This window comes from Variovorax sp. DXTD-1 (assembly GCF_003984625.1).
Lineage (GTDB): Bacteria > Pseudomonadota > Gammaproteobacteria > Burkholderiales > Burkholderiaceae_C > Variovorax.
In genome coordinates, this window is record NZ_RWKH01000007.1 from 94,211 (window position 1) to 106,280 (window position 12,070).

Here is a 12,070-nt window from a genome sequence, read left to right on the forward strand (position 1 = left end):
AGAAAAGGGAGAGAAATAAAAATGAGAAGAAGCAGAAGAGCCACCCAGACCAGGAAAACCGGCATAGCTATATTTTTAATAGCATCAAGTGTTGTCTGGCTACCCGCTGCGGCACAGGGAAAGTCCGAAACCTACCGCTGCGGCAACACCTACACCGACCGGCCCTGCGAGGGCGGAAAACCGGTGAAGGTCGACGATCTGCGCACCGATGCGGACCGCCGCGCCTCGGAGGCCGCCACGCACAAGGCCGAGGTTCGCGCCGATCAGCTCGAGCGCATTCGCCTGTCGCAGGAAAAAGAAGCCTACGAGCGCGATCGCCGTTCCGCCCACGAGGCCCGGCAGGCCGCCGTCGCCGAGCGAAAGCTCAGGTCTTCCGAGCAACTCGCGCAGGCACGCGCCCGAAAACTCGCCTCCGAGCCGCACAAGTCGAGCACGCGCTTCAGTGGCGCTTCCGCCGGGAAACCAGCCTCGCCGCCGGATGTGGCAGGCAGCAAGAAAAAGCGAAAACCGTCGTCCGGCTCAGACGCCGGCTGAAGGCACTGGCGGCCGCGGCTCCACGGCCGCGGCTGCTACCTTGGCCGCGGCAAGCCGCTCGAACTTCTGCCACAGCGTCTCGCGGCTTTCCACGTGCTCCGGATTAATGGGGATGCACGCAACCGGGCACACCTGCACGCATTGCGGTTCATCGAAATGGCCCACGCATTCGGTGCACTTGCGCGGGTCGATCTCGTAGAACTCGGCGCCCATGTAGATCGCATCGTTCGGGCACTCGGGCTCGCAGACATCGCAGTTGATGCAGTCGTCGGTGATCATGAGGGCCATACCCGATTATCGCGAACAAGGCACGCTTGTTGCACGAGTCGGGTTATGCTGCGCCCCGCCCCATGAGCCTGTTTATTCTCAAGCGCCTCGCCACGCTGATCGCCACGCTGATCGGCGCCTCGGTCATAGTGTTTCTTGTCCTGGAGATCCTGCCCGGCAACGCCGCGCAGTTGCTCATGGGTCCCGACGCCGCGCCGGAAGCAGTGGCCGCGCTGGCCACCAAGCTCGGCCTTGACCAGCCCGCCTGGACGCGTTACTGGCAGTGGATTGGGGGCATCCTGACCGGCAACCTGGGCGACAGCTACGCCTACAGCACGCCGGTGCTCGACCTCATCCTGGAACGGCTCGCGCTCACCGTGCCTTTGGCGCTGCTCGCGATGGCGCTGACGACGGTGCTCGCACTGTTTGTGGGCGTTACCGCCGCCGCGCGCCACAACAAGCTCGGCGATGTGGGCCTGATGGGCCTCACGCAGGTGGGCATCGCCATTCCCAATTTCTGGTTCGCGATCCTGCTCATTTTGGTGTTCTCCGTGCAGCTGCAGTGGTTCTCGGCCGGCGGCTTCGAGGGCTGGGGGGAAGGTGTCTTCGCGGGCATCAAGTCGCTGCTGCTGCCGGCCTTGTCGCTCGCGGTGGTGCAGGCGGCCATCCTTGCGCGCATCACGCGCTCGGCGGTGCTCGAAGTGATGCGGGAAGACTTCGTGCGCACTGCGCGCGCCAAGGGCGTTTCGCAGCGCGCAGTGCTTTGGACCCATGTGCTGCGCAACGCGATGATTCCGGTGGTCACGGTCATGGGCATGCAGTTTTCCGAACTGCTGGCCGGCACCATCGTGATCGAAAAAGTGTTCTACCTTCCCGGCCTGGGCCGGCTGATCTTCGAGGCCATCGGCAACCGCGACCTGATCGTCGTGCGCAACTGCGTGATGCTGCTCGCCGCCCTGGTGGTCATCGTGAATTTCGTGGTCGACGTGCTCTACGCCGTGATCGACCCGCGCATCAAAGCGAGCGACATATGAGCGCGACGACTGTTCCGAGCGCGGCGGCGCTCAAGGTTCCCGGTTTCTGGCGCCGCGCGCTGCGGCACCGCAGCTTCGTGCTCGGCGGCGTGCTCACGCTGCTCCTGCTGCTGGCCGCCTTCGTCTCGCTGGTGTGGACGCCGTGGTCGCCCTACGAGATGAACATGCCCAACAAGCTCAAGCCGCCCTCGGGCGCGCACTGGCTGGGCACCGACACCTATGGGCGCGACGTGGCCTCGCTGCTGCTGGTGGGCGCGCGGGCGTCCATCCTGGTGGGCGTGATTGCCGTGGGCATCGGCCTTGTCGTCGGCACGGCGCTGGGCCTGCTGGCCGCGGCGCGGCGCGGCTGGGTCGAGGAAGCCATCATGCGGCTCACCGATTTCTCGCTCGCCTTCCCGGCCATTCTGTCGGCCATCATGATGACGGCCGTATTCGGCGCGGGCATCGTCAACGCGATCATCGCGATCGGCATCTACAACATCCCGACGTTCGCGCGCATCACGCGCGCATCGGCCAACGCCATCTGGTCGCGCGAATACGTGGCGGCGGCGCGCGCCTGCGGCAAGGGCTCCTTCGCCATCACCATGCAGCATGTGCTGCCCAACATCTCGGCCGTGCTGATCGTGCAGATCACCATCCGATTCGCGATTGCCATCCTCGCCGAGGCCGCCCTCTCGTACCTTGGGCTGGGTACGCAACCGCCGCAGGCCTCCTGGGGCCGCATGCTCAACGAGGCGCAGACCATGATGTTCCAGTCGCCCCTGCTCGCGGTGTTTCCGGGCATGGCCATTGCGCTTGCGGTGCTGGGGCTCAACCTGCTGGGCGACGGCCTGCGCGATTTGCTCGACCCGCGCCTGGCGAGGGCGCGTTAAGCCATGCCTCTTCTCGAAGTCAAGGACCTGCACGTCGAGCTGCAAACGCAGCGCGGCCCCGCCGAGGCCGTGCGCGGCATCGGCTTCACGCTCGAACGCGGCGAAACGCTGGGCATCGTGGGCGAATCGGGCTGCGGCAAATCGATCACGGTGCAGTCGCTCATGGGCCTGCTGCCCGCCACCGCAAAGGTCAGCGGCAGCATCCGCTTCGACGGCACCGAGCTAGTGGGCCTGGGCGAAAAAGCCATGTGCCGGATTCGCGGCAACCGCATCGGCATGATCTTCCAGGAGCCGATGACGGCGCTGAACCCGGTGCACACCATTGCCCGCCAGGTCGGCGAGCCGCTGCGCCTGCACCGCGGGCTCACAGGCGCGGATGCACGCAAGGAGGTGCTCGCATTGCTGGAGCGGGTGGGCATTCCCGATGCGGCTTCGCGGCTCGATGCCTACCCGCACCAGTTTTCGGGCGGGCAACGCCAGCGCATCGGCATTGCCATGGCACTGGCCTGCGGCCCCGACCTGCTCATTGCGGACGAGCCCACCACCGCGCTCGACGTCACCATCCAGAAGCAGACCCTCGATCTCATCCAGGGCCTGGTCGCGGAGCGCGGCATGGCGCTGATCCTGATCTCGCACGACCTTGGCGTGATCGCGCAGAGCGTGTCGAAGATGCTGGTGATGTACGGCGGCAGCGTGGTCGAAAGCGGCCCGACCGACACCGTGTTTGCAGAGCGCGCGCATCCGTACACGCAGGGGCTGTTCGCGGCGCGGCCGGCGCTTGGCGCACCGCGCGGCATCCGCCTGGCGACCATTCGCGGCAGCGTGCCCGAATTGATCGACCTGCCGCAAGGCTGCCCTTTTGCGGGCCGATGCAAGTACACCGTCGACGCCTGCCATGCGACCCGGCCTCCGCCCACGATGCTGCCGCACGACCATGCCGTGCGGTGCATCCGGCTCGAAGAGATTGCCTCAGAAGGCGCGCTCGCATCATGAGCCAATCCGTCAGCACCCAACCCTTGCTCGAGGTGACCGACCTCGTGCGCCACTACGCCCTGCCGCGCGAAAAACTCTTCGGCCCGCCGCCGCTCGTCAAGGCGTTGAACGGCGTGAGCTTCAAGGTCGAGGCCGGCCGCAGCCTCGGCATCGTCGGCGAATCGGGCTCGGGCAAGTCGACCATCGCGCGCCTGGTGATGGCGCTCGACACGCCCACCGCGGGCAGCGTGCGCATGCTGGGCCGCGACCTGCACCAGTTGCCCCGAAGCGAACTGCGCACGGCGCGGCGCGACTTCCAGATGGTGTTCCAGGACCCCTACGGCTCGCTCGATCCGCGCCAGACGGTGGCGCGCATCGTGGCCGAGCCGCTCGAGGCGCTGGCCGAAACCGGCCGTGCCGTGCAGCGCGAGCGTGCCTCGGAGGCGCTGGCCGCGGTGGGCCTGCGCACCACCGACATGGACAAGTATCCGCACGAATTTTCGGGCGGGCAGCGCCAGCGCATCGCGATTGCGCGCGCGCTCATCACGCGCCCCAAGCTCATCGTGGCCGACGAGCCCGTGAGCGCGCTCGACGTGTCCGTGCAGGCCCAGGTGCTCAACCTCATGCAGGACCTGCAGCAGCAGTTCGGCATCAGCTACCTGCTCATCAGCCATGACCTCGCGGTGGTGAACCACCTGTGCGACGAGGTCTGCGTGGTGTGGAAGGGCAAGATCGTCGAACAAGGCCCGCCCGGCGAGCTCTTTCGCAATGCGCAGCACCCGTACACGCGCACCCTGCTCGACGCGGTGCCGCGCACGCCCGCGGGCGGCACGCTGCTGGCCGCCTGAGTAAACGCCGCGCAAATCCGCATCCGGGTACGTCCCGAGGAAAAAGCGCCGCTGCAGGCAAGCAGCAACGCGCCCGCTGCGAGAGAATGACTTTGGCTGCGCGCGTGGCATCTTTCGTGCTGCGTGCCCTTGCTCCGCGGCGCGGCGCCTCCATTCGGGGCGCCGTGCGCGTTGCAGCAGCCAAATCGCACACCCAGTTTTTCCGGAGATCACACCGTATGCTGAATCGTCGCACCCTCCTTGCCACCGCCGGCGCCACCGTTGCCCTGGCCACTCCTGTCGCCGGCATGGCGCAGGGGCGGAAGGACGCCATCGTGATCGGCATGGCGCTCGAGCCGCCGGGGCTCGACCCCACTGCGGGTGCCGCCGCCGCGATCGGGGAAGTGGTGCACTACAACATCCTCGAGACGCTCACCAAGATCAACGCCGACGGCAACGTCACGCCTCTCCTGGCCGAGAGCTGGGAAGTCTCGCCCGACCTGAAGACCTATACCTTCAAGCTCAAGCGCGGCCTTAAGTACCAGAACGGCGAGCCCTTCAACGCCAACACCGTGAAGTTCGCCTTCGACCGCGCGGGCGGCGAGAAGAGCACCAACAAGGACAAGCGCACCTTCGCGAACCTGAGCACGCAGGTGGTCGACGACTACACCGTGGTCATCATCAACAAGGAAATCGACCCCGACCTGCCCTTTGTGCTGGGCCAGGCCACGGCGGTGATCGTCGAGCCCAAGAGCGCCGACACCAACGCCACCAAGCCGGTGGGCACCGGCCCCTACAAGCTCGACAACTGGGCCAAGGGCTCCTCGATCACGCTGAGCAAGTGGGACGGCTTTCGCAGCCCCGGCACCGCGAAGATCAACAAGGTCACATTCCGCTTCATTGCCGACGCCGCCGCGCAGGCCGCGTCGCTGCTGGCAGGCGATGTCGATGTGTTCACGCGCATCGGCACGCGCGTGGTGCCGCAGTTCAAGAACAACCCTCAGTTCCAGACCATCCTGGCCGGCTCGCGCGCCAAGACCATTCTCTCGATCAACAACAAGAAGAAGCCGCTGGACGACGTGCGCGTGCGCCGTGCGATCCTCTCGGCCATCGACCGCAAGGCCGTGATCGAAGGCGCGGCCGACGGCTTCGGCGTGCCGATCGGCAGCCACTACGTGCCGGGCGCCGCAGGCTACGTCGACACCACTGCCGTCAATCCATTCGACGTGGAAAAGGCCAAGAAGCTGCTCGCCGAAGCCGGCGTGAAGACGCCGCTCGAACTCACCATGACCCTGCCGCCGCCGCCCTATGCGCGCCAGGGCGGCGAGGTGATCGTGGCCCAGTTGGCCAAGATCGGCATCACGGTGAAGGTGCAGAACGTCGAGTGGGCCCAGTGGCTCAGCGGCACCTATGGCAACAAGGACTACGACCTGTCGATCGTGTCGCACGTGGAGCCCTTCGACCTCGGCAACTACGCCAAGGCCGACTACTACTGGGGCTACCAGTCGAAGGCCTTCAACACGCTGTTCGACAAGATCAAGTCCACGGGCAATGCGGCCGAACGCGGCAAGCTGCTCGGCGAGGCGCAGAAGATGCTGGCCGCCGACGCGGCCAACGGCTTCCTGTACCAGCCGCAGTTCCCGACCATCGCGAAGAAGAACGTGAGGGGCCTCTGGAAGGAGAACCCGATCTTCGTGAACGACCTGTCGGCGCTGTCATGGGGATGAGCGCGGACGTGTCTTCCCTCTCCTCTGCATTGAACGACCTTTCCGCCCAGGAGCTCTCCGCCGCCTACCGCACCAAGCGCCTGTCGCCGGTCGAGGTGACGCAGGCCGTCATCGCGCACATCGAGCGCTGGGAACCGAAGCTGCAGGCCACCTGGCTCTTCAGGCCCGAAGCCGCGCTCGAACAGGCGCGGGCTTCGGAAGCGCGCTGGCAGCGCGGCGAAGCGCTGGGCCCGCTCGACGGCGTGCCCGCCACCATCAAGGAAAACATCGCCACCCGCGGCGACCCGATGCCGGCTGGCACGGCCGCCGTCGACTTGAAGCCTGCAACCGCCGACGCCCCACCGGCCGCGCGGCTGAAGGAAGCCGGCGCGGTGATCGTCAGCAAGACCACGATGCCGGACTACGGCATGCTGTCTTCGGGGCTTTCGAGCTTTCACAAGCTGGCGCGCAATCCGTGGGACCTTAGCAAGACGCCCGGCGGCTCCAGCGCCGGTGCCGGCGCGGCGGCTGCCGCCGGCTACGGCCCGCTGCACATCGGCACCGACATCGGCGGCTCGCTGCGGCTGCCCGCAAGCTGGTGCGGCATCTTCACGCTGAAGCCGAGCCTGGGCCGCATTCCCATCGATCCACCGTACATGGGGCGCGCCGCGGGCCCCATGACCCGCATCGTGGCTGATGCCGCGCTGATGATGCAGGTGCTCTCCAAGCCAGATGCGCGCGACAGCATGAGCCTGCCGCCGCAGGACATCGATTGGGCAAGCTTCGATGTCACGCCCGACCATTTGCGAGGGCTGCGCATCGGCTTGCTGCTCGACGCGGGCTGCGGCCTGGCGGTAGAGCCCGAGATCGAGGCGGCGGTCGAGCGTGCGGCCCGCCTGTTCGAGAAGGCCGGAGCCATCGTCGAAACCATGCAGCCTTTCATGTCGCAAGCCATGCTCGACGGCATGGACCATCTGTGGCGCATGCGCTCGCTGGTGGACATGAAGGCGTTGCGCGCCGACCAGCGCGCCAAGGTGCTGCCCTACATTCGCGAGTGGGCCGAGAGTGCGGCCGAGTTCAGCGGCGAACATGTGTTCCGCGGCTTCAGCCAGTTCCATGCAACGCGCGTGGCGGCGGTGCAGGCCTGCGCACGGTTCGACTACGTGATTTCGCCGGTGTCGCCCAACATGCCCGCAGCCGCGGAAGCGCCTTCGCCGACCAACGATCCGCTGCGGCCGCTGGAGCACATCGGGTTCACGGTGCCGTTCAACATGTCGGAGCAGCCTGCGTCTTCAGTGAACTGCGGGTACTCGGCGAACGGACTGCCCATCGGGCTGCAGATTGCCGGGAAGCGCTTTGACGATCTCGGTGTGCTGCGCGTGTCTCGTGCGTTCGAGCAGATTCGGGAGCCGCAGTGGGCTTGGCCTGTTCTGCCTTAGCGCTTTTACAGCTTCTGTTCAGGGCGGCACACCCGCCGACGGGTGTGTTGTGCGCAGCGGTCGTTGATCGCAGGATCAATAGCCGCGTGCCCAGGTGCACAGGGCATCGGGTGCTCCCCGCAGCGAAATAAAGGAGGAGGCGAAGCCGGGGGACATTCGCGGAGGGGAGTACCCGGTGGCCTTTGCACAAGCCCTGAATAGCGGCACCCAAAAAAAACGCCGACAAATCAAGTCGCAGCGTACCGCCCCGGTTTGTGATTGATCCACAAGAAAAGCCCCATCACCACAGCCGCCAGCACCGACCAGCCCACGCGCTGCGGCGGAATCACGAGCAGCGCGAGCAACACCACCGTGCAATCGATGCCGATCTGCACCTTGCCGGCAGGCCAACCGCGCTTCTCTTGCAGGTACAGCGTCAGCACCGTCGCACCACCCAGGCTCGCACGGTGTCGGGCGAGAAACAGGCAACCGGTGCCCAGCAGCAATCCGCCGAGCACGGCTGCGAAGGCCGGGTGCAGGGAATCGATCGAGATATAGCGCGGCGCCCAGTCGGTCATGACCGAAAGCAATGCAATGGCCGAGAACGTCTTGATGGTGAAGGCTCGCCCCATATGGCGCCATGCGAACCAGTAGAACGGCAAGTTGACCAGGAAGAAGAGTTTGCCGAAGCTCACGCCGGTGGCGTAGTGCAGGAGAAACGCGATGCCGGCCGTGCCGCCCGTGAGCAGGCCCGCCTGGCCGAACAACATCATGGCAATGGCGACGAACAACGTGCCTGAAAAGATGGCCTGTGCGTCGTCGAAGCGGGAGTGCCGCAAGAAATCCGCCGGGGTTCTGGGTTGTGGCGCGTTCATGTGAGGCAGTTTGACGCAAGTCTCGCGCCACCTCATGGATGCTGTCACACCAGGTGAGTCACGAGCATTTCCCGGGCCCGGGTCACAAACTCCGTCTCTCCCCGCCGGCCAGGTAGAAATTGAAATGCAACCCGGGGCAAAGCCGGCAATCCATGCGGCCCTGCCACCCGCCCCACGCCCTCGCACGCAGCAGACTCGTTCAAGCACGCCACGCCGAGCCCCGCGGCCAATGCCGACTGCAACCCCGCCACGCCCGACGCCACATGCGCCAGCACATACGGCACCTTGCGGCGCCGAAGCAGCGCCACGGTGTACTGGTGCAACGAGCAGGTGTCCGGCAAGGCCAGCAGCCGGAGCGGTTCGCCCTTGGCCAGCCGCATGCCGGCTGCGCCGAGCCACACGAGCGATTCACGGCGTATCACCGGCGCCTTTGAGCCCTGCTCCGGCGAAGAGGATGCGCCTGCGATGTTCATCGCCAGCCCCACGTCGAATTCGCCGTTCGCATGGGCCGCCCGCAGCGCGTCGCTCTTCAGGATGCTCACGTTCAGCCGCACCTGCGGATAGCTCTTGCCGAGCCGTGCCAGCAGTTGCGTGAGATCGCCGGGCCGAAAGTAGTCGGTCACGGCGAGCCGCAGCTCGCCCTGCAGGGTTTCGCCGTGCAGGTCGCGAAAGGCCTCGTCGCTGAGCGCGAGGATGCGCCGCGCATAGGCCAGCAGCCGCGTGCCCGCCTCGGTCGGTACTACCCCGCTCTTGCTGCGCGTGAGCAATGACTGCCCTGCCCGCTCTTCGAGCTTGCGGATCTGCTCGCTCACCGACGACTGCGAAAGAAAAACGCGCGGTGCGGCCGCCGTGAGGCTGCCGGCATCGATCACCACAGCAAGAGTGCGCAGCTGTTCCAGGTCGAATGTCTGCATGGTTCATCCATTCGTTAATTCGATGGTTGCCATCATATCTTCCCGCTTTTCCGATGACACTGCAGTGCGCAGAATAGCCCCATCGTTCACTCATTCACGGAGTTCCAAATGCCGCATATCGTTGTTCATCTCTCGGGCGAGCCCGACGCCGATCTCACCCGCAAGACCGTCGACGCTGTTGTCGAGCTCACCCAGAGCGTGCTCGGCAAGCAGTTGCCGGTGATCGCCATCACGGTGCAGTACATCGCCGCCGAAACGTGGTTCATCGGCGGGCGGTCGCTGGCCTCCCTTGGCAAGTCGGCGTTTCACCTGGACATCAGCGTCACCGACGAAACCAACACCAAGGCCGAAAAGGCGCGCTACCTGCGCGAGGTGCATGCCGCCATGGCAAGGCTGCGGCCGAATCTGCACGAGGTGTCGTACATCCACGTGATCGACGCCCGCGGCGCGGCCTACGGCTACGGCGGAAGGACGCAGGAGTACCGCCACCAGCAAGCGGGCGTTTGAAGCCCGCGGCGGGGCATGGCACCATCCCGCCATGCCTTCCGCAACCCTGCATGCCGACAGCTTCGGCAACCCGCTCACGCTCGACGATGCCGCCAGCCTGCCGCTTCTCGACGACTTCGTCATGGGCTTCGTTTCGACGGAGGCGCGCGCGGTGAATCTTCTCGCCGCGGCCGACAGCGACGCAAGCCCGCTGGTGCAGGCCTATTGCGCAACGCTGCACCTCTTCGCTGAATCGCGCGATGCCGCTGCCAACGCACGCCCCTTCCTCGAAAAGGCACGCGCCGCAATCGGGCGAGCCACGCCGCGCGAGCAACGCTACATCGCGGCGATCGAAGCCTGGGCGAACGGCGACATCATCAGGGCCATCGCCCTGCACGCGGAGCAGGCGCGCGAGTACCCGCGCGACCTGGTGTCGGTGAAGCTGGGGCAATACCACTGCTTCAATACCGGCGACTGTCCGGGCATGCTCCGGCTCGCGCTTGCCGCATTGCCGGCCGCGTCCGACGTGCCTTACGTGCACGGCATGGCCGCCTTCGGCTACGAGCAGTGCCACCTGATGCGCGAGGCCGAGGCCAGCGCCCGCCACGCCATCGGCATGTGCCGCAAGGAACCATGGGCCCACCACGCGCTGGCGCATGTGATGCTCACCGAAGGCCGGCTTTCCGAAGGCCTGGCGTTCATGCACAGCGTGAGCGACACCTGGACCGGGCTCAATTCGTTCATGGTGACGCACAACTGGTGGCACGTGGCCCTGTTCCTCATCGAGCTCGGACGCGATGCCGAAGCGCTCGCGGTGTACGACCGCGAAGTGTGGGGCGTAGCCAAGGACTACTCGCAAGACCAGATCGGCGCGGGCTCGCTGCTGGCGCGCTTCGAGCTTGCGGGTATCGATGTCGGCACGCGGTGGGGCGACGTGGGCCACTATCTCGTGCAGCGCCAGGCCGACCATGTGCTGCCCTTTCTCGACCTGCAGTACCTCTATGGCCTGGCCCGAGCGGGTCGGCCCGAAGCAGATGCGCTGCTGCGCAACATCGAGGCCTATGCGCCGCGCGCACCCGTCTCGACCCGCCCCGCGTGGCAGCACGTGTGCGTGCCGGCCGCTCGCGGGCTCATTGCCCATGCGCGAGGCGACTTCGCTCGCGCCATTGACGGGCTCGGCAGCGCCTTGCCTCGCCTTATAGAGATCGGCGGCAGCCATGCGCAGCGTGACCTCTTCGAGCAGGTGTACCTCGATGCCCTCGTGCGTGCTGGCAGCGAAGCCACGCTCACGGGGGCGCAGGGCATCCTGCAGCAGCAGCTCAACGGCCAACCCGAATCGCTGCGGCTGCGGCGGCAGGCCGGCGATGTGTATGCGCGGCTTGGGCTCGGAGAACTGGTTTCTCGCCTTTGAGAAAAGAAAAACCGGCAGCTGCACCTCGCTCGAAGAGGCGCGGCCTTTCGCTGTTCAGTTCTTCTCGAGGTGCCGCCGCTGGTCGTACACCGGCTGCGGCGGCAGGTCGGCAAGGTGCCGCGTATCGGCCCAGTCGACGATCTCGATCGCGTCCGGCATTGCAGGGTCGGCAATGCGGATGCGGTTGAAGCCCGCATTGGGAATGTCGCTCTGACGCGGCCCGCTGAGGCTGAGGCCGCGCGCGGTGCGCCACACCATGTCGAGCACGCCGCCGTGGGTGACGACCACGAGGCGTTGGCCGCGGTAGGTGGCTGCGAGGTTGCCCAGGGCCGCGACGATGCGCGAGTGGAATTCGCGTGCCGACTCGCCCTCGGGCATGGCGTGGTCCTCGCGGAACTGCAGCCACTCTTCCCATGCCCTGGGGTGCAGGGCTTGTATTTCGTCGGCCCGCATGCCCTCGACCACGCCAAAGTGCTGCTCGCGCAGCCCCGCCGTCGTGACCACCGGCAGCGACAGCTGCAGCGATGCCGGCGCCGCGGTCTGCTGCGCGCGCATGAGATCGCTGCTGACGATGTGCTGCGCCGTTTCGCCCGCCATCCGCAAACCCAGTCGTCGCGCCTGCTCGTGCCCCATGTCGTTGAGGGGCACATCGGCATGCCCCTGGAAACGCAGTTCGCGGTTCCAGGCCGTTTCGCCGTGGCGGATCAGGATGAGTTCGGTCGCGGAGTCGGGTGTGGGCGTTGGCATGGAACGC

Annotated in this window: 13 protein-coding genes; 9 read left to right on the plus strand and 4 right to left on the minus strand. The window is 66.4% G+C overall.

Translation table 11 applies throughout. The features are described 5' to 3' along the window. Positions 1–183: 183 nt before the first annotated feature. Positions 184–534, plus strand: a complete 351-nt coding sequence (locus EJI00_RS08575; protein WP_260590564.1) for a hypothetical protein — start codon at positions 184–186, stop codon at positions 532–534. On the opposite strand, the gene EJI00_RS08580 is transcribed toward EJI00_RS08575, so the two are convergent. After that, on the minus strand, positions 520–822 hold the full coding sequence (locus tag EJI00_RS08580; protein WP_126747035.1) for a YfhL family 4Fe-4S dicluster ferredoxin: 303 nt from the start codon (positions 820–822) through the stop codon (positions 520–522). The genes EJI00_RS08575 and EJI00_RS08580 overlap by 15 nt on opposite strands. 62 nt (positions 823–884) lie before the next feature. Between EJI00_RS08580 and EJI00_RS08585 the strand changes: the two genes are divergently transcribed. From EJI00_RS08585 to EJI00_RS08610, 6 genes are all read left to right on the plus strand, one after another. Continuing rightward, positions 885–1,835, plus strand: coding sequence for an ABC transporter permease (locus tag EJI00_RS08585; RefSeq protein WP_126747036.1), 951 nt, complete (start codon positions 885–887; stop codon positions 1,833–1,835). Beyond that, complete coding sequence (locus EJI00_RS08590; RefSeq protein WP_126747037.1) at positions 1,832–2,707, plus strand: ABC transporter permease; 876 nt, start codon at positions 1,832–1,834, stop codon at positions 2,705–2,707. Before EJI00_RS08585 ends, EJI00_RS08590 begins: the two co-directional genes overlap by 4 nt. Positions 2,708–2,710: 3 nt before the next feature. After that, a complete protein-coding gene (locus tag EJI00_RS08595) occupies positions 2,711–3,700 on the plus strand; it encodes an ABC transporter ATP-binding protein (RefSeq protein ID WP_126747038.1) in 990 nt (329 codons plus the stop codon). After that, positions 3,697–4,527 carry an ATP-binding cassette domain-containing protein gene (locus EJI00_RS08600; protein WP_126747039.1) on the plus strand — a complete coding sequence of 277 codons (831 nt, stop codon included), beginning with the start codon at positions 3,697–3,699 and terminating at the stop codon, positions 4,525–4,527. The genes EJI00_RS08595 and EJI00_RS08600 overlap by 4 nt, the downstream gene beginning before the upstream one ends. Before the next feature lie 218 nt (positions 4,528–4,745). After that, positions 4,746–6,233: an ABC transporter substrate-binding protein gene (locus EJI00_RS08605; protein ID WP_126747040.1), complete on the plus strand. Its 1,488-nt coding sequence runs from the start codon at positions 4,746–4,748 to the stop codon at positions 6,231–6,233. Then, positions 6,230–7,651 carry an amidase gene (locus EJI00_RS08610; protein WP_126747159.1) on the plus strand — a complete coding sequence of 474 codons (1,422 nt, stop codon included), beginning with the start codon at positions 6,230–6,232 and terminating at the stop codon, positions 7,649–7,651. The genes EJI00_RS08605 and EJI00_RS08610 overlap by 4 nt, the downstream gene beginning before the upstream one ends. Before the next feature lie 227 nt (positions 7,652–7,878). Here the strand turns inward: EJI00_RS08610 and EJI00_RS08615 are convergent, their stop codons facing one another. Both EJI00_RS08615 and EJI00_RS08620 read right to left on the minus strand, forming a co-directional pair. Further along, positions 7,879–8,505 carry a YitT family protein gene (locus EJI00_RS08615; protein WP_126747041.1) on the minus strand — a complete coding sequence of 209 codons (627 nt, stop codon included), beginning with the start codon at positions 8,503–8,505 and terminating at the stop codon, positions 7,879–7,881. A 44-nt stretch (positions 8,506–8,549) separates the two neighbouring features. Next, positions 8,550–9,419: a LysR family transcriptional regulator gene (locus EJI00_RS08620; RefSeq protein ID WP_126747042.1), complete on the minus strand. Its 870-nt coding sequence runs from the start codon at positions 9,417–9,419 to the stop codon at positions 8,550–8,552. Positions 9,420–9,527: 108 nt separating this feature from the next. On the opposite strand from EJI00_RS08620, the gene EJI00_RS08625 reads away from it, so the two are divergent. Both EJI00_RS08625 and EJI00_RS08630 read left to right on the plus strand, forming a co-directional pair. Further along, positions 9,528–9,926 carry a tautomerase family protein gene (locus EJI00_RS08625; protein ID WP_126747043.1) on the plus strand — a complete coding sequence of 133 codons (399 nt, stop codon included), beginning with the start codon at positions 9,528–9,530 and terminating at the stop codon, positions 9,924–9,926. A 31-nt stretch (positions 9,927–9,957) separates the two neighbouring features. After that, positions 9,958–11,316, plus strand: a complete 1,359-nt coding sequence (locus EJI00_RS08630; RefSeq protein ID WP_126747044.1) for a tetratricopeptide repeat protein — start codon at positions 9,958–9,960, stop codon at positions 11,314–11,316. 54 nt (positions 11,317–11,370) lie between these two features. Here the strand turns inward: EJI00_RS08630 and EJI00_RS08635 are convergent, their stop codons facing one another. Next, entirely contained in the window at positions 11,371–12,063 is a 693-nt protein-coding gene (locus EJI00_RS08635; protein ID WP_126747045.1) for a histidine phosphatase family protein, read from the minus strand. Positions 12,064–12,070: the final 7 nt, after the last annotated feature.